The sequence below is a fragment of the Lampropedia hyalina DSM 16112 genome (assembly GCF_900129055.1).
Classification (GTDB): Bacteria; Pseudomonadota; Gammaproteobacteria; order Burkholderiales; family Burkholderiaceae_C; genus Lampropedia; species Lampropedia hyalina.
Genome location: NZ_FQUZ01000011.1, coordinates 72,137 through 93,575, shown reverse-complemented (window position 1 = coordinate 93,575; position 21,439 = coordinate 72,137). Strand labels below are relative to the sequence as shown.

At 62.4% G+C, this 21,439-nt stretch carries 18 protein-coding genes and 1 pseudogene; 13 read left to right on the top strand and 6 right to left on the bottom strand.

Going from position 1 to position 21,439, the window contains the following annotated elements:
- A pseudogene (locus tag BUE21_RS14810) lies at window positions 1–202 on the bottom strand (hypothetical protein); the annotation flags it as partial.
- 179 nt (window positions 203–381) lie between these two features.
- Window positions 382–1,902, bottom strand: coding sequence for a leucyl aminopeptidase (locus tag BUE21_RS06275; protein ID WP_073355847.1), 1,521 nt, complete (start codon window positions 1,900–1,902; stop codon window positions 382–384).
- Window positions 1,903–1,945: 43 nt separating this feature from the next.
- Between BUE21_RS06275 and lptF the strand changes: the two genes are divergently transcribed.
- The 5 genes from lptF (at window position 1,946) to BUE21_RS06250 (ending at window position 6,997) form a co-directional block, all read left to right on the top strand.
- On the top strand, window positions 1,946–3,046 hold the full coding sequence (gene lptF, locus BUE21_RS06270) for an LPS export ABC transporter permease LptF (protein ID WP_073355835.1): 1,101 nt from the start codon (window positions 1,946–1,948) through the stop codon (window positions 3,044–3,046).
- The gene (gene lptG, locus BUE21_RS06265; RefSeq protein ID WP_073355846.1) at window positions 3,043–4,164 is read left to right on the top strand and encodes an LPS export ABC transporter permease LptG; all 1,122 of its coding nucleotides are present in this window, start codon (window positions 3,043–3,045) and stop codon (window positions 4,162–4,164) included. Before lptF ends, lptG begins: the two co-directional genes overlap by 4 nt.
- A gap of 25 nt (window positions 4,165–4,189) precedes the next feature.
- Entirely contained in the window at window positions 4,190–4,600 is a 411-nt protein-coding gene (locus tag BUE21_RS06260) for a sirohydrochlorin chelatase (RefSeq protein ID WP_073355834.1), read from the top strand.
- Window positions 4,601–4,732: 132 nt separating this feature from the next.
- The gene (gene ompR, locus BUE21_RS06255; RefSeq protein ID WP_073355833.1) at window positions 4,733–5,506 is read left to right on the top strand and encodes an osmolarity response regulator transcription factor OmpR; all 774 of its coding nucleotides are present in this window, start codon (window positions 4,733–4,735) and stop codon (window positions 5,504–5,506) included.
- Between the two features lie 39 nt (window positions 5,507–5,545).
- Window positions 5,546–6,997 (top strand): ATP-binding protein, encoded by a 1,452-nt coding sequence (locus tag BUE21_RS06250; protein ID WP_073355832.1) that lies wholly within the window; start codon window positions 5,546–5,548, stop codon window positions 6,995–6,997.
- A 113-nt stretch (window positions 6,998–7,110) separates the two neighbouring features.
- Here BUE21_RS06250 and obgE read toward each other — a convergent pair whose 3' ends face one another.
- The 3 genes from obgE to rplU form a co-directional block, all read right to left on the bottom strand.
- A complete protein-coding gene (obgE, locus tag BUE21_RS06245; RefSeq protein ID WP_073355831.1) occupies window positions 7,111–8,199 on the bottom strand; it encodes a GTPase ObgE in 1,089 nt (362 codons plus the stop codon).
- A 195-nt stretch (window positions 8,200–8,394) separates the two neighbouring features.
- Window positions 8,395–8,658, bottom strand: a complete 264-nt coding sequence (gene rpmA / locus BUE21_RS06240; protein ID WP_073355830.1) for a 50S ribosomal protein L27 — start codon at window positions 8,656–8,658, stop codon at window positions 8,395–8,397.
- Between the two features lie 23 nt (window positions 8,659–8,681).
- A complete protein-coding gene (gene rplU / locus BUE21_RS06235) occupies window positions 8,682–8,993 on the bottom strand; it encodes a 50S ribosomal protein L21 (protein WP_073355829.1) in 312 nt (103 codons plus the stop codon).
- Between the two features lie 414 nt (window positions 8,994–9,407).
- On the opposite strand from rplU, the gene BUE21_RS06230 reads away from it, so the two are divergent.
- From BUE21_RS06230 to BUE21_RS14675, 8 genes are all read left to right on the top strand, one after another.
- Window positions 9,408–10,520, top strand: a complete 1,113-nt coding sequence (locus tag BUE21_RS06230) for a hypothetical protein (RefSeq protein ID WP_073355828.1) — start codon at window positions 9,408–9,410, stop codon at window positions 10,518–10,520.
- An 8-nt stretch (window positions 10,521–10,528) separates the two neighbouring features.
- Window positions 10,529–13,597, top strand: a complete 3,069-nt coding sequence (gene cas10, locus BUE21_RS06225) for a type III-B CRISPR-associated protein Cas10/Cmr2 (RefSeq protein ID WP_073355827.1) — start codon at window positions 10,529–10,531, stop codon at window positions 13,595–13,597.
- A complete protein-coding gene (locus tag BUE21_RS06220; protein WP_073355826.1) occupies window positions 13,594–14,724 on the top strand; it encodes a type III-B CRISPR module-associated Cmr3 family protein in 1,131 nt (376 codons plus the stop codon). Before cas10 ends, BUE21_RS06220 begins: the two co-directional genes overlap by 4 nt.
- A 67-nt stretch (window positions 14,725–14,791) precedes the next feature.
- The gene (gene cmr4, locus BUE21_RS06215; RefSeq protein ID WP_073355825.1) at window positions 14,792–15,685 is read left to right on the top strand and encodes a type III-B CRISPR module RAMP protein Cmr4; all 894 of its coding nucleotides are present in this window, start codon (window positions 14,792–14,794) and stop codon (window positions 15,683–15,685) included.
- Between the two features lie 3 nt (window positions 15,686–15,688).
- Window positions 15,689–16,087 carry a type III-B CRISPR module-associated protein Cmr5 gene (gene cmr5, locus BUE21_RS06210; RefSeq protein ID WP_073355824.1) on the top strand — a complete coding sequence of 133 codons (399 nt, stop codon included), beginning with the start codon at window positions 15,689–15,691 and terminating at the stop codon, window positions 16,085–16,087.
- 1 nt (window position 16,088) lies between these two features.
- Entirely contained in the window at window positions 16,089–17,420 is a 1,332-nt protein-coding gene (gene cmr6 / locus BUE21_RS06205; RefSeq protein ID WP_073355823.1) for a type III-B CRISPR module RAMP protein Cmr6, read from the top strand.
- 4 nt (window positions 17,421–17,424) lie between these two features.
- A complete protein-coding gene (gene cas6, locus BUE21_RS06200) occupies window positions 17,425–18,405 on the top strand; it encodes a CRISPR system precrRNA processing endoribonuclease RAMP protein Cas6 (protein ID WP_084522957.1) in 981 nt (326 codons plus the stop codon).
- Window positions 18,406–18,440: 35 nt separating this feature from the next.
- Complete coding sequence (locus BUE21_RS14675) at window positions 18,441–21,263, top strand: tetratricopeptide repeat protein (protein ID WP_200796699.1); 2,823 nt, start codon at window positions 18,441–18,443, stop codon at window positions 21,261–21,263.
- On the opposite strand, the gene BUE21_RS14935 is transcribed toward BUE21_RS14675, so the two are convergent.
- A partial coding sequence (locus BUE21_RS14935) for a hypothetical protein (RefSeq protein WP_234971066.1) occupies window positions 21,250–21,439 on the bottom strand: 190 nt, incomplete at its 5' end. The genes BUE21_RS14675 and BUE21_RS14935 overlap by 14 nt on opposite strands.

The following is a 21,439-nucleotide window of genomic DNA, read 5'->3' as shown; positions in this document are numbered from 1 at the left end:
CAAGCCCAATTCCCTGGACGCTCCATCGGTGTACTTTTGGATGTCGTAGGCGGACAGCCACTTGCCGCGCTCCCGAATCGAGCGGGCTGGAGAGCGCATTGATGAAATTCCACACGAAATTGACCTGCCGCGCCATCTGCAACAGCAGTGGCGCGTGCTTGTCCTTCACGCGAAGCTTCAGGGTTTTGACCACTGTCGGCATGACGCTGACTTTAACAGAGAGGGTATATTTTCAATGTGTTATCCATTCACCAACATGGAACCCGTTGGGTTGCGCGCTCTGCATCCCCGCCCCCCATATCCAGTACGGGGCAGGCTGTGAACGACGGGACTTTCCGCGCAATCAGGTAACCGCCATCCGTCAGAAGTCTCCGAGTCGCATCAATCCGCCTTCTTGCCCTTGGCGGTCTTGCCGGCTTTCTTCTTCACCACACCATCGGTCTGGGTGGCCAGCCCCAGCAGCCAGGTGGTCAGCAGGCCGACGGGGCGACCGGTCGCGCCTTTGTCCTTGCCGCTTTTCCAGGCCGTACCGGCAATGTCCAGGTGTGCCCACGGCCATTCGCCGACAAAGCGTTGCAGGAACTTAGCGGCGGTGACGGAACCGGCCTCGCGCCCGGCCACGTTGGCCACATCGGCAAAATTGCTCTTGAGGCCGCTGGCGTAGTCGTCGTCCAGGGGCATGCGCCAGCCCCAGTCCTGTGCCTGCTCCCCGGCTTGCAGCAGGGCCTGTGCCAGTTCGTCGTTGTTGGCGTACAGGCCGCTGCGCACACCGCCCAGGGCAATCACGCACGCACCGGTGAGGGTGGCAATGTCCACCACCGCACGCGGCTTGAAGCGGTCGGCATAGCTGAGGGCATCGCAGAGGATGAGGCGGCCTTCGGCATCGGTGTTGAGGATTTCGATGGTCTGCCCGCTCATGCTGGTGACGACATCGCCGGGCTTGATGGCCGTGCCGCTGGGCATGTTCTCGGTAGCCGGGATCAGCCCCACCACATTGATGACTGGCTGCAACTGCGCCAGTGCCTGAAACACCCCCAGCACGCTGGCCGCGCCGCACATGTCGAACTTCATTTCGTCCATGCCTGCGGCAGGCTTGATGGAGATGCCACCGGTATCGAAGGTCACGCCCTTGCCCACCAGCACCACCGGTGCTTCGTCCTTGTCGGCTCCCTGGTAATTCAACTCAATGAACTGCGGCGGCTGCACCGAACCTTGCGCCACGGCCAGAAACGCGCCCATCTTCAGGCGGGTGATGTCATCCAGACCCAGAATGGTGGCACTGATGCGGGGGTTCTTCGCCAGCGAACGTGCCACTTCGGCCAGTTCCGTGGGGGTGGCGTGGTTGGCCGGACGGTTGCCCCATTCACGCGCCAGCTCCACACCCGCACCAATGCCCTGCGCAGTCTGGAATGCCGCCTGCACCCCGGCTTTGTCGGGCACGCCCAGAATGATTTTCTGCAAACCCAGTGCCTTGCTGCTGGGGCGGGTAGCAGAGTAGCTGTAAGTGGCGTTCTGCAAGGCCAGCACCAGTGCCGAGACGGTGGCCTCGGTGGGTTCGGCCACATCCAGCCACACCACGGCCTTTTTCACCTGCTCGTGGCGCAGTACGGCGGTGGCGGCCTGCACCGCCTTGCGCACATCGGCAGGGCTGGCCTGCCCTGCCGCCACCAGCAGCACCCGCCGCGCTGCCACGGGTGCGAAACGGTATAGTGCGAGGGTATCGCCGGGTTTGCTGCGGTCGAAATCCTTGGATTTCTCCGCCTGCTGCACGAGTTCGGCCAGGCCGCAAGCATCGCCCGATGCAGTCGCGCTGGCGGATTCTTTTGCCAGCAGGACAATCAGCAAATCGGCCTTTTCGCTGGCGACGCTGTCACAATGGAGGGTTTTCAGTTCCAGACTGATGGTCATGGTCGCTATCCTTTCGTTTTTTTGAAGTGTTCTCTGCATGTTGTTCGATTCTGCTTTGCGCAAGGACCTGGCTCGCAGCTTTGTGGCCACGCTGGTCGTGCTGCTGACCACGGTGATTACGCTGATGCTGATTCGCACTTTGGGGCAGGCATCCAAAGGCAGTGTCAGCCCACAGGACATTATGCTGGTGATGGGCTATACGGTGCTGGGCTACATGCCGATTGTGCTGAGTTTAAGCATGTTCGTGGCCACCATCGGTACGCTGGCGCGCATGTACCAAGACAGCGAAATGGTCATCTGGTTCGCCAGCGGCAAGGGCATTGCATCCATGCTGCCCACACTCGCACGCTTTTCCTGGCCGGTGATTGCGGCCATCGTGGTGCTGTCGCTGGCCGTGTGGCCGTGGTCGCAGGCGCAGATTCTCGATCTGCGCCACCAGTTCCAGCAGCGCAGCGACATCGACCGGCTCGCTCCGGGGGAATTCCAGGTGTCCTCCGATGGCGAGACCGTCTTCTTCGTCGATCGCAACAGCAGCAATCTGGATCAGGCCGATGCGCGGCAGATATTCCTGGCCACGCAAAGCCCTGGCCTCGATGCCGTCACCACCGCGCAACAGGCGCGGCTGGAGCAGCGCGAGGGCCAGACCTGGGCGGTACTGGAGCGCGGCCAGCGCATCGAGCAGCGCAGTGGCGAGAACCCATCAACCCGCGTCAGTGACTTCGCCCACTACGAAGCCATCGTGTACCGCGACCCGGTCGGCATGGCCGAGACCACGGTGCGCTCCACCCCCACCCACCAATTGCTCGCAGAGGCCACACCGGTGTTCCAGAGTGAACTGGTCTGGCGGCTGGGGCTGATCTTCTCGGCCATCAACTATGTGGTGCTGGCACTGGCCCTGACCAGTGCCAACCCGCGCTCCAGCCGCATGGGGCATACCATCACATCGCTGCTGGTGTTCGTGGTGTATTTCAACCTGCTGTCGCTGGGACAAAGCTGGGTGGCGCGCGAGAAAATCGCAGCCATGCCGCTGCTGATCCTGCTGCACGGTGGCGTGCTGCTGCTGGCCGTGGGCTGGCTGCTGGCACGCAACGCCCAATGGTCGCCGCGCCAGTGGCTGCGCCGAAGGAGGCCCGCATGAGAATCGCCACCCGCATGTTGCAGCGCGAGATCATCGCTGCCGTCGCCCTGACCAGCATTGCCTTTCTGGCCCTGCTGATGTTCTTCGACCTCATCAGCGAAACGCGCTTCATCAGCCGCTCCGGCAGCCAGTCCTACGGCATGGGCGATGCCCTGCTGCACATGGCCCTGTCCGCGCCCATGCACCTCTACGAGCTACTGCCCATCTGCGCCCTGATCGGCACGGTGTTCGTGATGGCCCGCTACGCACAGACTTCGCAGTTCACCATCCTGCGCACAGGCGGGCTGGGGCCGGGACGTGCGCTGGGCATTCTGCTGTCGCTGGGCGTATTCTTCACCGCACTGACCTGGGTGCTGGGCGACTATGTGGTGCCGTGGTCGGAACGCGCCGCCAACACCGTGCGGGCACAGCACCTGAATCTGGCCCGCGTCACCGGCCAGAATGCCTGGCTGCGCGAACGCCAAGGCGAGGAATCCATCATCATCTACGTCGGCACCCTGCACAGCGATGGCCAGATGAACAATCTGCGCATCTTCCGCTTCGCCCCGAATGGCGAGATGCTCACCCGCATCGACGCCCGGCAGGCACGACTGGAAGGCACGCAATGGCAGTTGCAGCAGGCCGTGCGCAACGACTTCCCACCACGCGCCACTGCCGACGATGCCTCTGCACCACCATCTGCCATCCGCACCCAGTTCGGCGAAACCATGCCATGGGACAGCGGCATCAGCCTGGAAATGGTCACCGCCGCCGTGCTCAAGCCCGATGGCATGTCCACGCTGGAGCTGTTCGGCTACGTCGAACACCTCAAGGCCAACAACCAGTCGGCCCAGAAATACGAGCTGGAGCTGTGGCGCAAAGTGTTCTACCCGCTCAGTTGTCTGGTCATGATGGTGCTGGCCCTGCCATTCGCCTACCTGCACTTCCGCTCCGGCGGCATCATGGGCTACGTCTTCGGCGGCATCATGGTGGGCATCAGCTACCTGCTGCTCAACAACGTGCTGGGCTACATGGGCAACATCCACCAGTGGTCGGCATTGCTGACCTCGGCCATCCCCGGCGTGCTCTACAGCATCGCCTCGCTGGCTGCATTCGGCTGGCTGGTGCTGCGACGCTGACCCGAATCCGATACCCATTCTGCCCATGACCACCACCCATTGCCACACCACTGCCGCCGTACTGCTGGGCCACGGCTCGCGCGACCCCATCTGGTGTCAGCCCATGCAGGCCATGGCCGCCGCCATCGTGCAGGCACGCCCACACATTCCCGCCACCTGCGCCTACCTGGAACTGTGCGAACCCGATACCCAGACCGCCATCGAAACGCTGCTGGCACAGCACGCGGGCATTGAGCGCGTCGTGGTCTATCCGGTCTTTCTGGGCATGGGACTGCACCTGCGCGACGACCTGCCAGAACTGGCACAGCAACTGCAAGAACAGTTTCCTCAACTGGACATTCACTTCACCCCGGCCCTGGGCATGGATGCGCAGTTGATCGAACTGGTGGCACAGCGCGTCGTCACTGCCTGCGAACAGCCCCCCACCCCCCTATAACCGACTGCGCCACCATGAATCGTGGAAAATAACAGAAAGAAGGTCTGCACCAGCATGCGATCTTGCGCACAATAATGCCCCCTGGAACAGGTTTCTGTTTCCCCAGCCGTCATCACCCTGGAGTTTTACTGCATGAACACATCATCCGCCCCCCCTGCCGACCCAGAAATTACCCTGCCCAGCACTGGCCGGGGTGAAAAAATCCTGGTGGTGGATGACGATGCCCGCATCCGCGACCTGCTGCGGCGGTATCTGGCCCAGGAAGGCTTCGATGTCTCGGTGGCCGAAGACGGCAAGGCCCTCAACCGCGTACTGCTGCGCGAAACCTTCGACCTCATCGTGCTCGACCTGATGCTGCCCGGCGAAGATGGCCTCTCCATCTGCCGCCGCCTGCGCAGCCACAACGACCGCACCCCCATCATCATGCTCACCGCCAAGAGCGAGGACGTGGATCGCATCGTCGGCCTGGAAGTGGGTGCGGACGACTACCTGGGCAAGCCCTTCAACCCACGCGAACTGCTGGCCCGCATCCATGCCGTACTGCGCCGCCGCCCCACCCTGGAAGCACCGGGTGCCCCCGCTGCCGGAGAAAATGCCATTGCACACTTCGGCTCTTTTGTGTTCGACATGGGCGCACGCTCGCTGCACAAGAACAACGAGGAACTGCCACTGACCACCGGCGAATTCGCCATGCTCAAGGCCCTGGTGCGCCACCCGCGCCAGCCCCTGTCACGCGAAAAGCTCGCCATGCTGGCCCGGGGCCGCGAATTCGAACCCTACGACCGCAGCCTGGACGTACAAGTCTCGCGCCTGCGCAAGCTGGTGGAAGAAGACCCGGCCTCGCCCCGCTACATCCAGACCGTCTGGGGCGTGGGTTACGTCTTCGTGCCCGATGGCAACAACTGAGCCGATTGACGGTCCCTGCGCCAACCACCGCCTGCACACATGCCCTCCCAGCCCTCTTCTTCCAGCTCCCCTCTTGAGAACGAGCCATGGGAGCGCAAACGGCATTTCCGCCTGAGCCTGTTCTGGCGCACCTTCATCCTGCTGTCGCTGCTGCTGATCGGCACCACCGTCACCTGGCTGCAATCCTTGCGCGTGCTGGAGCTGGAGCCGCGCACCCTCTACTCCGCCCAGCAAATTGTCACCCTGGTGAACCTCAGCCGCGCGCTGCTCATCAACACCAATGAACAAACCCGGGCGGCACTGCTGCGAACCATGTCCGAGCAGGAAGGCATGCGAATCCACACACGCCAGCCCAACGACCGCTACGAACCGATGGATACCAGTACCCTCGGTGTCTGCCTGACCGAACAATTGAAAGCCCGCCTGGGCGACGATACCCTGGTGGCCCAAAGCGTCAATAGCGAACCGGGATTGTGGGTCAGTTTCCGCCTGGAAGATGGCTATCGCTGGCTCCAGATGGAGCGTGCCTATTTCAATCCGACCAACCACACGACCATGGTGCAGTGGATCGGCATCTCGCTGCTGCTGTCATTGACAGGTGCAGCCGTCATCACACGACTGCTCAACAAACCCATTCAGCAACTCTCGGACGCCACCCACCGCATCAGCCAGGGAGACTTCACCGACAGTCGCCTTGACGAAAAAGTGGCCACCAGCGAAATCCGAGACCTGAATATCGGCTTCAACCGCATGGCCGACCGTCTGGCCAAAACCGAGGAAAACCGCGCCATCATGCTCGCCGGCATCTCCCATGACCTGCGCACGCCACTGGCACGGCTGCGCCTGGAAACCGAGATGAGCGTCAGCGACGATGTCGCGCGCGAACACATGGTGGCCGACATCGCCCAGCTCGATGCCATCATCGACAAATTCATGGATTACGCCCGTCCCGTCTCTGGCAAACGCCACATCGTGCACCTGCTGAGCATCATCAACACCTGCGTCTTTCCCCAGCAGAACCGCACCGGCATCAAAATCGACATTCAGGTGTCTGACACACTGTGCATCTATGCCGATGAAGTCGAGCTGGCCCGGGTCATCAACAACCTGCTTGAAAACGCCCACCGTTACGGCAAAACTCCCGGCACCGAAACCGCCTGGGTGGAAATTGCCAGCAGTGTTTCGGACAAACACGTTTTCCTGACGGTACGTGACCACGGCCCCGGCGCGCCCCCTGAAGAACTGAACAACCTGCTCAAACCCTTTTTCCGGGGCGACACCGCCCGCACCGCTGCCGTGGGCACAGGCCTGGGGCTGTCCATTGTGGAAAAAACCATCCAGCGCATGGGTGGCAAATTCGCCCTGAGCAATGCAGAAACGGGCGGGCTGTGCGCCCACATCCGACTGGACATGGCCCCCAGCCGCCCGCCAGGCATCCAGCAGACATCCCGCTTCTCTACACCGTCGAGCAACCCCTTACGCAATAGCTGAGTGCGCCCAACGACACCAGATCACAGATCGCAGATCGCAGATCACATTGCGGCACAGGCAAATGGCCAACATGGTTGCGGGCCACCCTGCATCTCCAGAAAACGCGGCGACGATCAGTCGTCCACCGATGCAGCAGCATCGCGGTCAAAACGCGGATCGAACGCTTGCTCCACCTCCTGCGCCGTCAGGGGCTTGGCCGCGTGCAGATGCTGATAAATGTCGCGCACCAGCGTCTCGCAACCCTCGCGCGACAGGGCTGAAATCTCGTACACCGGCCCCTTCCATTTCAGACCCTTGCACACCTGCTGGCGAATGCCTTGGCGTTGCGCCTCATCCAGCACATCGATCTTGTTGAGCACCAGCCAGCGGGGCTTCTGATACAGCTCCTCGTCGTACTTGCGCAACTCCTGCACAATCGCCTTCGCCTGCGCCACCGGATCGACGCTGTCATCGAATGGAGCCACATCCACGATATGCAGCAGCAGCCCGGTGCGCTGGAGGTGGCGCAGAAACTGATGCCCCAGCCCCGCGCCTTCGGAAGCCCCCTCGATCAGGCCGGGAATATCGGCCACCACGAAACTCTGGCTGGCCGCCACACGCACCACGCCCAGATTCGGATGCAGGGTCGTGAACGGATAATCCGCCACCTTGGGACGGGCATTGGACACCGCCGTGATGAACGTGGACTTGCCCGCATTCGGCATCCCCAGCAGGCCCACATCGGCCAGCACCTTCAGCTCCAGCTTGACATTGAAACGCTGCCCCTCACGGCCAGGGGTTTTCTGGCGCGGAGAACGGTTGGTGGAACTCTTGTAGTGCATGTTGCCAAAGCCGCCATCCCCACCCTTGGCCAGAATGAGCTTCTCATCGGGCTTGAGCAACTCCAGCAACACCTGCCCCGTATCGGCATCCGTGATGATCGTGCCCACCGGCATCTTCAGCACCAGATCGTCCCCGGCCGCCCCGAACATATCCGATCCCATGCCGTGCTGCCCGCGCCGGGCCTCGTGCTTGCGGGCATAGCGAAAATCGATCAACGTATTCAGGCTCGTATCCGCCACCACATACACATGCCCGCCGCGGCCCCCATCCCCACCATCAGGGCCGCCAAACTCCTTGTACTTCTCATGGCGAAACGACGCACAGCCATTGCCGCCATGCCCCGCTGCCACCTCGATATACGCCTCATCCACAAACTTCATGGGTTGCTCCTTCCTTGCTGCCACGCACCGAACCGAATCCAGACAATGCACCTGCCAGCATGCACCACCGCACCGGCCATTTTCCTGTCACCCCTGCCGCCAAAGCAACAAAAGCCCCTGCATGAGGGGCTTTTGCAAAACAATGATGCAGCAGAGCAATACCACCACACGGGTGGCATTGCTCCGGTACAGCCATCAGGCTGCCACAGGGGAAATTTCCACGGTGTGCTTGCTCAGCGCACCCTTGTTGCGGAACACCACCTGGCCATCGACCAGGGCATACAGGGTGTGATCCTTGCCGATGCCCACATTGGTGCCCGCGTGGAACTTGGTGCCGCGCTGGCGCACGATGATGGAGCCAGCACTGATGAGTTCACCACCGTAAGCCTTGACACCCAGCATCTTGGGCTTGGAGTCACGACCGTTGCGCGTAGAGCCGCCGCCTTTTTTCTGTGCCATTTTTCAGTTCCTTTCCTGTGCCATCAAGCGGCAATATCGCCGATCTGCAATTCGGTGTAGTTCTGGCGATGCCCCTGGCGTTTCTGGTAGTGCTTGCGGCGACGCAGCTTGAAGATGCGCACCTTCTCGCCACGACCGTGGGAGAGCACAGTTGCCTTGACGCTTGCACCGGAAACCAATGGTGTACCGACCTTGATATCGGCACCGCTGCCAATGGCAAGCACCTGGTCGATCACGATTTCCTGGCCAACGTCCGCAGCAATCTGTTCTACTTTAATCTTTTCGCCAGCAGCAACGCGATACTGCTTGCCGCCGGTTTTTATGACTGCGTACATGTGTGGATTCCTATTGAAAATTCCGCCCCGCCAGCGCGACCACCACAGTCGCAGGAAAACACCCGGAAGGAACGGAAAACTGCCTGTCGGCATTCTCGCGCGCCTGGCAAAAATGCCAGTACGAAAGAACCGCGCATTCTAACCCCATCACTCAAAAAAGCCAAGCCCCAAGTTTGTGCCAAGCAAGGTGACCACACCATGCCAGACAAGCTTGCCACAGGCACCGTTGCAGGCAATTGCGCCACACAATCACATCATTCCTTGGTCAGAACGCAGCACCCAGCCATACCGATACGTTCTACGCAAAATACAAAGAATCGAGAGTCGTTTCCATCTTTGCACTTGCTTGGCCATAATGCAGAAATGCAATTTTTTCCATAGATCACTTATTCATCGTACAGAAAGCCAGCACCCATGACGGTTCAGTCTCAGCAAATCCGGCAATATTCACTGCATTTCAACACCCCAGCCTTCCTTGGAAATGCCCAACAAAATGCACAGTGGCGCACTCCGCCGATCAAGGCCCTGCTGCGGCAATGGTGGCGCGTGGCGTATGCGGCTGATCGCAACTTCAAGGTGGATGTGGCCGCCATGCGGCGTGAGGAAGGACTGCTGTTCGGACATGCCTGGCTGGAAGATGACGTCAGTGCCGCACGCAAAAGTGCCCTTCGCCTGCGGCTGAGTCATTGGAATGCTGGTGCATTGCAGCAACAACAGTGGCCGCAGTTTGGCACTGTCCGTCACGACGAAGTACCGCGCCCCGTCGCCGCCGACCTGTATCTGGGCTACGGCCCGGTGACTTTGCCCAAGGGCGGCTCCAAGCCAACCCTCAAGGCCAACGCCGCCATCCAGGCAGATGAACAGGCCGATTTTTCCCTGGCCTATCCGGCTGGGGCGGCCCCGCTGCTCGAACACGCGCTGGCCCTGACCAGCCGTTTCGGCACCCTGGGTGGACGCAGCCGCAATGGCTGGGGTTCGCTGCACCTGGCACCGCACGATGGCACGCCTGCGCTGCAAGGCGCGCTGCCGCTGCGCGATTGGCAGCAGGCACTCACACTGGACTGGCCCCATGCCATCGGCCAGGACAAATGCGCACTCATCTGGCAGACCAGGCCATTCGACGACTGGCAGCAACTGATGCAGGAACTGGCGCGCATCAAGATCGCGCTGCGCACGCAATTCAACTTTACCCTTGATGGAAACGCTGGAGATAAGCAGCTTTACAACAAAAAAAGGGAGGAAATTGGTATCGCACATGGACAACCCCAGAACCGCCACTGGCTCAGCTACCCAGTGACACACCACTCCGTCAGGGATTGGGGCAACCAGGCTCGCCTGCCAAACAGCCTGCGTTTCAAGGTGCTCCGCACGGGTGGTGCCAGCGGTCAGTTCGTGGGCCTCATCTTCCACATGCCGTGCCTGCCGCCAGCCGCGTTCCGACCCAGCGTGCAAGAAGTGCAAGCCACTTGGCAGCAAGTCCACCGCCATCTCGACCAATCCACCAGCCTGACGCGCACCCAGAAGTAAAGCCCACCATGCAAGACAAAGACACCCTCTGGCAAACCAAGCTCGCCGCCCGCCTGCACGATCCGGCAGAAAAGGCACTGGTACTGCTGCGCGACCCCGCCGGACATGAAAACGGCACCAGCCGCGCACTGGCCCGGCTGCTGGGCTTTCACGACATCGGCACAGATGCCATCGACACGGACAACGACGAGGCCCTGGCACGCACCGTCTTCAAGAAAGGCATCCCGGCCAGCATGTACCGCAACGTGCAATGCGCCGACTGGTGGGCCGCCGCAGCCGATCGCCCGCAATGGCCGATGCAGGAAATCACTGTCACCACCAAGAAGGGCAAAGAAAAAACCTTCAGCGTGGCCTCGTGGGCGCAGGTGCGCTGGACGAACCGGCCCGTGCTGGTGCATCCACTGACAGGCGAGCAGCATGACCTGGGCAAAAAAGGCGGCCTTTCAGAAACCGACTTTGAAGACATCAAGGAACGCAGTTTCAACCACCACGCCGATCTGCTACTGGCTCTGCAACGGCAGAACCCCGATCAGGAACTGGACTGGCACAAAGCTCTGCTCACCCTTTGGCGATTCGCCCCGGAACTGGGCGAAACCAACGACAACGGCAAGCTGGGCGAACTATGGAAGCTGCTGCCTGCCGACACCCGCATCCCCGATCACTCCATCTGGGATCACCTCGATCTCACCAGTGCCTTTGCCGGAGCCTTCGCTGCCGATCCGCAAGGTGATGCTGCGTTGCTGAGCCTGTCCATCGGCCCGGTGCAGCCCTTCATTGCCGCTGCCCGCAAGATGGAAGACCTGTGGGCTGGCTCGCACCTGCTGGCACGCCTGTCGTGGGAAGCCATGCGCGTGGTCTGCGAAAAGCTCGGGCCGGATGCCATCCTGTTCCCGCGCCTGCGCGGCGTGCCGCAAGTCGATCTCTGGTTGCGCGACGAATGCAAACTGCCATCTGACCTGTTCACCGGCTGCGACTGGAACAGGGGCAGCACCGACAGCAACCCGCTGTTCGCCGCTGCCCTGCCCAACCGCTTCGTGGCCGTGGTGCCCGCCAGCCAGGCGCGCGAACTGGCGCTGGCGGTGGAACGCACGGTGCGCGACTGGCTGCAAGGCATTGGCAAGACCGTTGTGCAGGAACTGCTGCAAGCCGCTGGCCTTGCCACCGATGCAGAGCAGACACCCGTGCCCTACGCGCAAATGCGCGAGCAACTGCAAGGCTTCCCGGAAGTGCATTGGGCCGCCGTGCCGTTCTCGCTGATCCACGCCCGCAATGCGGCCAAACAAACCGACCTGGACGTGACCGAACTCTCCGACGCCATGCGCCCCTTCTTCGGCGCGGGCGAAGGCAAACCGTGCGGCTTTCTCGCCACCCCAGCATGGCAATTGCTCCAGAAAGAATTGCGGCTGGGCAACACCACCTTCTTCGCCCCCAATCCCGGCGTGCTGTACCCGGCCGTGCACGACCTGGCCGAACGCGCCCTGGCCGCTGCCAAAACGCTGCGCCCATTCCAGCAAAGCAAGCAAACCGGCTGGCGATGCAGCCTCAGCGGCGAAACCGAATGGCTGACCACCGACCGCGAGCAACTGGAGCAGCCCGCCGGGCAACGCAAGGACACCTTGTGGACGAGCATTGCTGCAAGGAAGCCTGCGTGGGCGAAGAAAGGCGAGCACCTTGGTGCGCTGCCCGCCGTCAAGCGTTTGTGGCCCACGCTGTTTGCCCGCGAAGCGGGCAAGGCTCTTCGCAAGAAAACTGAGAACGTGGATCGCTTCATCGTCTCCACCCACACGATGGCATTGGCGCACCAGCTTGACCAATGGCTGGAACACGGCGGCTTGTGCACACCGGAACTGTCCAAACTGCAAGAGCACTACCGAAAAGAACTCGATGCCGTCGCCCTGCCGCGTCGCCTGATGCTGCGCCACCAGAGCGTCAATGCCAACGCGCTCAAGGATGCCGCCCAACTGCCCGCCCTGCTCGATCTGGCCGATGGCGAAAACATCTCCGAAAGCGAAGCCAGTTTCATCCGCCGTGCCGTGTGCCAAACGCTTGCCAGCGTGCGCGAGAACCAAGGCGATGACCGGCTGGAAACCTACTACAGCCTGCTGCTGATGGACGGCGACCGCATGGGCGCGTGGCTGGCTGGCGAGGCCAGCGAAGGCCGCGACTACGCCATCAGCTACCGCAACAGCTTCCACCCGCAGGTGCAAAAAGGCTTTGACGAACATGCCGCAAAACACGCCAACATCCGCCAATACGGCCAGCAAAAACGCGCCCTCTCGCCCAACCGACACCTGGCGATCTCCGGCGCGCTCAACGACTTCTCGCTCACCGTCGTGCGCCATGTGGTGGAAAACGAGCATTTGGGCCGCCTGATCTACGCGGGCGGCGACGACGTGTTCGCCATGCTGCCCGTGGTCGATCTGCTGCCCGCCATGCAACGACTGCGCCAGGCCTACTCCGGCCACGACCCCGAGCACGAAGGCGGGCGCGACCCGCGCGGGCTGACCTTGCAGGGCGGCTTCGCCATCCTCAAAGGCAGGCTCATGCGCATGATGGGCACTACGGCCACGGCCTCCTGCGGTGCCGTCATCGCCCACCACCAGGCTCCACTGTCAGCCGTGCGCCGTGAACTCGCCGCTGCCGAGCAACGCGCCAAGAATGAAGGCGGGCGCGATGCCTTCTCCATCACCATCGTCAAACGCTCCGGCGGTGCGCTGCGCCTGACCGCCAAGTGGGGCGAGCCAGTCAAGTTGCTGCAAGACCTGCGCGACTTTCTGGCTGCCGAAGGCGTCTCGCGCCGCGCTGCTTACCACACGCTGCAATGGCTCAACGACCGCGAACTACCTGCACCCAAAGGGGATGCTGCCATGCTGCAAAGCCTGCTGGCTTACCAGCTCAACCGGCAGGCCAATAGCCATGCCAGCGCGCAGGCAACCCCACTGGCCCAGCGATTGACCACACTGACCTTGCAACAGCCCGAAAACAAACGCATCGACTGGCTGCGCAACTTCATCAGCGTGGCCGAATTCCTGGCCCGTGAAGTGCGCACCCACGAAACCGGAGGACAACGCCCATGAATGCCCACACATGCCACTTCATAGAACCGCTGGACGTGCTGCTGCTGCGCAGCAACCAGCTCTTTGGCGACCCCGGCAGCTATGGCGAGGCACTGATCCCGCCGTGGCCATCGGTCGCAGCCGGAGCCATCCGCTCACGGATGTTGGCCGATGACGGCATCGACCTCGCCGCCTTCGGCAAGGGCCAGAAGCCGCACCCCACCCTGGGCACGCCCGAAGCCCCTGGCAGCTTTGTGCTGCAAGCCTTTCATCTGGCTCGTAAGCACGAAAAAAAACTTGAGTTGCTGCTGGCACCACCGGCCGATCTGGTACTGCATACCGAAGGCACTGGTGTCCAAGCGCAAGCCCTCAAACCCACCCGCCTGCCCGCCAAACTGGCCACGTCCAGCCGCCTACCATTGCTGCCCGTGCTGGCGCAGGCCGAGCGCAGCAAAGCCGCCAGCGGCTGGTGGCTACGCCAGCGCGGTTGGCAGAAATACCTTGCCGGGCAAACACCGGCGGGCGATGACTTCATCAAGACCAGTGAACTCTGGGCCATTGACGAGCGCGTCGGCGTGGGTCTTTCCAGCGACAAGCGCAGTGCCGAAGACGGCAAGCTGTTCACCAGCCGCGCCGTGGCATTCAAGCCCGGCGTGGGCTTTGTGACAGCCGTGGCAAGCGCAGTGCCACCGGGCGCAGGCATGTTGCGCCTGGGCGGCGACGGCCGCGCTGCCAGCATCCAGAGTATCGAGATCGACTGGCCACAACCCGACTACCAGGCCATCAGCCAGCAGCAGAGCTGCCGCATCGTGCTCACCAGCCCCGGCCTGTTCACGCAAGGCTGGCTGCCCAATGGCTTTACCGAAGCAGACGGGAGCTACCGCTTTGACCTGCACGGCGTGCAAGGCCGCCTCGTGGCCGCCAGCGTCGCGCGCAGCGAAATCGTCTCCGGCTGGGACCTGGCCCGCTGGCAACCCAAGCCCGCCCAACGCATCGCACCGGCTGGCAGTGTCTATTGGCTCGATGAATTGCAAGCCAGCCCAGACGCGCTATGCAAACTTGCAACCCAGGGCCTGTGGAGCGAAGCCTGCGAAGATGCACAGCGTCGCGCCGAAGGCTTCAACCGCTACAGCCTCGCCCTGTATTGATGCGTTGATTTGAGTGACTTGAGTAATTGTTGAGTAATTGAATTGATTTGATCGGGAGATTCCACACATGTTCGAGAAAACCGCCGCCGTCTTCCTCTACGCCATCAGCCCCGTCCACATGGGCGCAGGCCAGGCCATCGATATCATCGACAACCCCATCCAGCGCGAACGCCACACCCGCCACCCCAGCTTTGCCGGCTCCGGCATCAAAGGAGCAGTGCGGCACAGCTACGAAGCACTGGGCGGCCAGAAAAAAGACATCGACCGCCTGCTGGGGCCGGATTCCAGCAGTGCCGAGCTGCACGCAGGAGCCATCAGCTTTGGCGACGCGCAACTGGTGGCCCTGCCCATCCGCAGCCTCAAGGGCGGCTACGTCTATGCCACCTGCCCGCAAGCACTCGCGCGGGCACAGCGGTTGCTGAACCTCGGCGGCAGCGCAACCAACTGGCCTGCCCTGAACGTGGGCGAAGGCAGCAGCCTGTTGGCCAACCCCGCCTTGCTGTCTGGCGACAAGCTGCACCTAGAAGCCTTCGAGTACACGGCCAAGGCATCGGAACCACTGGCCGCCATCGCTGCCGACCTGGCCACCAAAGCCTTGCCGGACACCGCTGCCTACGCCTTCTTCCGCGACAAGCTCAAGACCGATCTGATCGTACTCTCCGACACCGACTTCGGCTACTTCGCCGAGCACGCCACGCTGGTGGAGCCACATGTGCGCATCAACGCCGAGACCGGCACTGCCGACGACGGCGGCCTGTTCTACACCGAAAACCTGCCGCCCGAATCCCTGCTGATCGCTCCATTAATGGCCAGCCAGACGCGCACCGGCAAAGCCGAAAACCACCTGCCAGCCGAAGCCGTCTTCTCGCAAATCAAGACCCTGATCGACGCCCGCCTGCTGCAAATCGGCGGCGACGCCACCACCGGGCGCGGCCTGGTCATTGCCAAGGTGGAGGGCTGATCCATGACCCAGCAACGCCAAACCCTCGAACAGCAACGCGCCCAGAACGCATGGGATTGTGCAGCCCAAGCCCAACACAAATTAGGTGATGACTATGACAAATATGTCAATTTCGCCAAGGGCCTGCCCGCGCTCATCATGAACAGCGGGCTGATGCAGGTGCTGGCTTTCTGCCACGAGAAGGGCAAAGTCAATGAAGAAGTCGCCACAGACCTGCGCACCTGGCTGAACCAACGCTTCAACGGCGTTGCACGCGACCCCGGCTTTGAAATCTTCATGCAGTCGCTGATGCAAGCCACACCCTCGCACTACCAGGCCATCAACGCCGAAGCCTTCGCCTGGCTCAAGTGGCTGCGCCAGATGGCCGCTGCCCGCGTCAAGGACACCAAGGGAGGCCACTGACATGCCCATTGCCGCCGTACCCAACTACCTGCAAAAACAGGACTTCAGCACCGCCTCGCCCGGCCTGCGCTTTGGCATGTACCTGCAACTCTGGGGCATCAACCGCAGAACCCAAGAACGACTCTGGGAAACCTACGACATCACCTACGAAGTCCGTGGTCAGCAACGCCAGGAACGGGAGGTTAAACATGAAAACAAGGTCTCCGCGCTAGGCAATGCGCTCAAGCTGACCTCCTCAGACCAATCCACGTTGAAGGCCCTCGCCACCCGCCAGGCCCACATCGCGCAGACTTCTTCACACCTGCTCACGCTCGACGCCATTGCCACCGCCCCCTTCACCACTGGGCTGGGCAACGAGCACCCGCTGGAAAACGGCTTCGCCTTCCTCAACCCCTACGGCCTGCCCTACCTGCCCGGCAGCGGCATCAAAGGCGTGCTGCGGCAGGCGGCAAGAGAACTGGCCTCCGGCGAATGGGGCGACACACACGGCTGGACGCAGGAAAAAATTCACCTGCTGGAGCGCAAGGGCGAACGCGCCATCGAACTCTCCCCCATCGACGCCCTGTTCGGCCTCGAATCGGGCGACGGCGACAAGGAACACATTCGCGGCGCGCTGAGCTTCTGGGATGCCATCCCCCAGATCGAAGACAACAGCCTGAGCGTGGACATCATGACCCCGCACCAAAGCCACTACTACCAGCAGAAAAAAGACCGCAAAGCGGGCGACAGCACCACCCCGCACGACAGCGGCCAGCCCAACCCCATCAGCTTCCTGACCGTGCCGCCCGGTACGCAATTCGCCTTTCATGTGCGATGCGACCTGCCGCATCTGGAACGCCTCGCCCCCGATCTCGCCCACGACCACCGCTGGCAAGAGCTGCTCACCGCCGCCTTCACACACGCCTTTGAATGGCTGGGCTTTGGTGCCAAAACCGCCGTCGGCTACGGAGCCATGCGCAAGGATGCCACAGCCGAACAACGCCGCGAAGCCGAACGCCAGAAAGCCGAAGCCGACGAATGCGTCCGCCTTGCAAAAGAAGCCGAAGAAGCCCGGCTCGCCACCCTCAGCCCCGCCATGCAAACCATCGAAACCTTCGTGGCCGATTTCCGTGCCAGGCATGAGAAATACCCCAACAACAAGGAAAACCCCAACGCCGTCCTGCACGGTAAAGCCCGTGCACTGGCCAAAACCGCGCACGAAAGCCCCGACTGGAGCGCCGAAGAAAAACGCGCCGCCGCCCAAACCATCGAACACTGGCTACCCAAAGTCGTGCAGGTGGACATCAAGGACGAACGCAAGAAACTCAAGCTCAATGCACTGAAAGGAACCTGAAACCTTGACCGCAGCCACCACCACCCCACTGCCCATTGCCCGCCTCATCCTCACCGTGCGTGCCGACGCCCCGCTGCACCTGCCCCCCTACATCGGCTCCACCCTGCGCGGAGCCTTCGGCCATGCCCTCAAAAGCCTGGCACTGCTGCCACACCACCACAACAACCCCTGCGCCCTGGCCGAACGCTGCCCCTACTGCCAGGTCTTTGCCCCAGCCCCGCAGCCCACACATCCATCCGGCCAGACACCCGCCCCCTACATCATCGAGCCGCCCGCCCCCTACCACCCGCGTCGCCTGCAACCCGGCCAGACCTTCCGCTTCGGCCTCGTGCTCATCGGCAAAGCCCTGCCGCACCTGCCTGCCATCGTGCAAGCCTTTGAACGCGCCATGCGCCACGGCCTCACCCAGCAGCACACCCCCTGCACCCTGCTCAACGTACAACACGAACAGGCACGCCAGACCCTCTGGCAAACCGGCCAGAGCCAAGCCACACAGCCCGCCACCACCATCCCCCCCGCATCCACCCTGGGGCAACACCTCAGCCTGCACCTGCACACCCCCCTGCGCCTGCAACAACAAAGTCGCATCATCGGCCAGAACCAGCTCACCGCCTACCACCTGCTCATCGGCCTGGCACGGCGATACCAGCTGCTGCTCGACACCCACCTCGGCCCCCAGGCACCCCAGCAAAACTTCAGCCAACTCGCCGAACTCGCCCACACCATCGACCTCGATGCCAGCGAACTGCATTGGTTCGACTGGGAACGCTACTCCAACCGCCAGCAACAAGCCATGAAACTCGGCGGCCTGCTCGGAACCCTGCACCTGCATGGCCAGCTCGCCCCCTTCAGCCAATTGCTCCACCTCGGACAATGGCTGCACCTGGGCAAGGAAACCACCTTCGGCCTCGGCGGCTACGCCATCGACCAAGACACACCCGCCACCCGACCTGCCCACACACACACGCCAACCGCCACCGCCTGACCCCCAATCACTTGAGCCAGCAAAGAACCCGCACCATGACCCACCACCTCCTGCAACTGCCCGCCTGCCCCGACCACCTCCCCACCGACCTGCAACACCTCAGCCACACCCGCTGGCCCCTGCACCTGCCACCCCAAAGCCTCACCCCCACCGCCATCCGCCAGGCACTCGCCGCCATCGAATTGCCCGATACCATCAGCGACATCCTCGGCAGCGACCAAACCCCCGCCATCCTCTGGCTGCTCGCCAGCCACACCCTGCCCCAAGCCACCCACTGGCACTACAGCCACCCCCTGCAACAGTGGGACAAACTCACCGCAGACCCCGCCACACAAAAACCCAGCCCCACGCCACAGGAGCAGGAGCAGGAGCAGGAGCAGGAGCAGGAGCAGGAGCAGGAGCAGGAGCAGGAGCAGGAGCAGGAGCAGGCCACCATAACCCCAGCACCCACTGCGGCGGCAACCCCACCACGCAACGACCTCGCCACCATGCCCGAAGGCACACTCGCCTTCAAAGCCTTCTGCTACGAAGCCTGGGGTGGCCACACCCCCGAAAACACCCGCCACCTCCAGCGCATCGAAGACGAAGCCATCAACCGCAGCCCCAACGTGCTGGCCTACATCCAGAAAGCCCGCCAACGTGGCGAAACCGCCTACCAACTCAGCCAGCAACTCGAACGCGAAATCGACCAGCACGGCATCGAACACGCCCGCCAGTGGGTTCAACAGCAAACCACCGACCTGCACAAAAACATCCAGCAACACCTGAAAACACAACTCAACAAACAGGAAAAAAGACAACAACACCAAAAAATCCGCCAAGCCAACCGCAGCTACCAGTCGAACATCAGCCCCGTGGCACTCATCGACGGCCACCACCCCAACAGCCTGCCCCACCTGCCCGCCAGCAACCAATGGCAAATCCTCATCGACGAAACCGGCGACACCTTCGACCAAACCGCTGACCACCTCAAACCCACCGACCCCCAAATCGGACGCCTCGTCGCCCTCGCCATCCCCGCCGAAACCACACTGCCTGCGCTGGAGCCATTCCATGCCGTCGAAGCACACGCCAGCCACATCGACCAAATCGTGCAACAACTGCTCAACCAGCGCGTTGGCATCTTCGGCTTCAGCGTCACCGACCCCGCCGCCCAACACCGCTACTGGATCGGCCACATCCAGCAACTCATCCGCTGGAGCCTGCTGCAACTGCCCACCCCCGCCACAGCCAGCGCGCCACTGCAAATCCACGTCCTCATCGAACGCAACAAAAACTACCAACCCGGTGACAACCAGGCCCTGCGCGCCCTGGCCGAAACCCTCGAAAGCGAACTCCAAGGCATCGACCCCCATCGCTTTGGCCAACTGCGCCTGAACCTGGCCATCATGGACAAAAACCACCCCCACAACGGCTACATCGACGCCCTCGCCTTCACCTGGGGCAGCCAGGCCAGCGAAAGCAAAGACCGCCTCAAAAAATCCGCCCTGCGCGGCCACTGCCTGCTCACCGCCAACGACAGCAATCTCCAACACCTCTACCTCGCCACCAGCCAGCAACGCCCCCTGCGCCCCGCCGAATGGTACGAACTGTGCACCGCCGCCAGCCACGACCCCGAGGGCGGCTACCTGCGCCGCAGCCTCGAACGCATCGGCGAAACCCTCTCACAGCACAAAAACCCGCACCTCTGGCGCGACTACCTCGAAGAAGTGCGCCAGCACCTGCGCAGCAAACAATACCGCCTTGCCGAACTCGGCCACGCCCTCGACTGGCTCCAACGCCACAGCCCGGCACAGCAAGGGGCACAGCAACAACTGCCCGCCACCCTGTCCCTGCTCCTGAAAAGCACCCAACTGGCCACCCAGAACCACCGGGGCCAAATCGACCACCAGCACATCGGCGACTGCCTCGACCTCATCCTGCAACTGCGCGACGAAGCCCCCGCCGAAACCTGCGAAGCCCTGCTGCGCATCACCACCGCCACCACCAACAACTTTGAATTCGCCACCCTGCGCAGCACCATCACCGAATGGCTGCAACAACCCGTGGCCGTCCCTGGCCTGCTCAACCACGGCAAACTCCACTCCACCCTCGGCCAGATCGAAGCATTCAGCGGCCAGCCCCAGCAAGCCATCGTCCACTTCGACCAGGCACTGCTGCACTTCGCCCGCCTCAGCGACCCCGAACAACAACAACGCGAAACCGCCCAAACCCAAACCTACCGCCTCATTGCCCGCCTTGATGCCCTGCTCCAGCCCCCCGGCCACCCCACAACCCTCCAAAGCGACACCGACACCGACCATTTACTGAACGAACTGCTGCAACACATGCAGCACCACACCGGCAAAAACAGCCCCGACGCCATCAGCCGCAGCCTCGCCCACAACGGCCAGCAACACCGCTACCTGCACCACCTCTGGCTGCGCGCCATGCTGCACCTGCCCGCCCTCCAGCCCGCGCGGCTGGCCTACCTCCAGAGCCAAGGCCAATGGCAACAGGGCAGCGACCACCCGTGGCCCCTCATCAACGCCTACCGGGGCTGGTTGCTACAGCAAGCAGGCCAAACCCAAGCCGCCACCGAGCACCTGCAACACGCCATCGAACTGTGCGAAAACCAGGCACACGGCCCCACCCTGCAATGGATGGCCGAAACCCTGCGCACCCTCGCCCAGGCACTGGGCCTGCACCTTCCGCCCGAACACCAGCCCAGCGCGAACGCGCGGCAACACCTCATCAACACACTGCCCCATGCCCCGCACGCAGCCCTGACACACTTTGCCCAAGAGGCAAACACACCCCTGACACACCCGCAAATCCTGCAACACCTGTGCGCCTGCCTGCCCTTCAACTTCCACTGAACGGCCACTGAACGTCCACTGAAAAAGGAGTGCATATCTGCGGCGCGAAACCGCCGCAGACCCTGCTAGAATCGCCCACACTGTCAGCCCCGAACCGAGTCCAAAAATGTGTTGTAAAAAAGACACCTTCGCCGACATCAGCAAAAGTCCAAATTGCCCCTTGCAAGGCATTGATA

Bases quoted from the DNA above. Each gene is read 5' to 3' on its own strand.
- lptF (WP_073355835.1), top strand. From the start codon at position 1,946: ATGTTGTTCGATTCTGCTTTGCGCAAGGACCTGGCTCGCAGCTTTGTG.
- lptG (WP_073355846.1), top strand. From the start codon at position 3,043: ATGAGAATCGCCACCCGCATGTTGCAGCGCGAGATCATCGCTGCCGTC.
- BUE21_RS06260 (WP_073355834.1), top strand. From the start codon at position 4,190: ATGACCACCACCCATTGCCACACCACTGCCGCCGTACTGCTGGGCCAC.
- ompR (WP_073355833.1), top strand. From the start codon at position 4,733: ATGAACACATCATCCGCCCCCCCTGCCGACCCAGAAATTACCCTGCCC.
- BUE21_RS06250 (WP_073355832.1), top strand. From the start codon at position 5,546: ATGCCCTCCCAGCCCTCTTCTTCCAGCTCCCCTCTTGAGAACGAGCCA.
- obgE (WP_073355831.1), bottom strand. From the start codon at position 8,199: ATGAAGTTTGTGGATGAGGCGTATATCGAGGTGGCAGCGGGGCATGGC.
- rpmA (WP_073355830.1), bottom strand. From the start codon at position 8,658: ATGGCACAGAAAAAAGGCGGCGGCTCTACGCGCAACGGTCGTGACTCC.
- rplU (WP_073355829.1), bottom strand. From the start codon at position 8,993: ATGTACGCAGTCATAAAAACCGGCGGCAAGCAGTATCGCGTTGCTGCT.
- BUE21_RS06230 (WP_073355828.1), top strand. From the start codon at position 9,408: ATGACGGTTCAGTCTCAGCAAATCCGGCAATATTCACTGCATTTCAAC.
- cas10 (WP_073355827.1), top strand. From the start codon at position 10,529: ATGCAAGACAAAGACACCCTCTGGCAAACCAAGCTCGCCGCCCGCCTG.
- BUE21_RS06220 (WP_073355826.1), top strand. From the start codon at position 13,594: ATGAATGCCCACACATGCCACTTCATAGAACCGCTGGACGTGCTGCTG.
- cmr4 (WP_073355825.1), top strand. From the start codon at position 14,792: ATGTTCGAGAAAACCGCCGCCGTCTTCCTCTACGCCATCAGCCCCGTC.
- cmr5 (WP_073355824.1), top strand. From the start codon at position 15,689: ATGACCCAGCAACGCCAAACCCTCGAACAGCAACGCGCCCAGAACGCA.
- cmr6 (WP_073355823.1), top strand. From the start codon at position 16,089: ATGCCCATTGCCGCCGTACCCAACTACCTGCAAAAACAGGACTTCAGC.
- BUE21_RS14675 (WP_200796699.1), top strand. From the start codon at position 18,441: ATGACCCACCACCTCCTGCAACTGCCCGCCTGCCCCGACCACCTCCCC.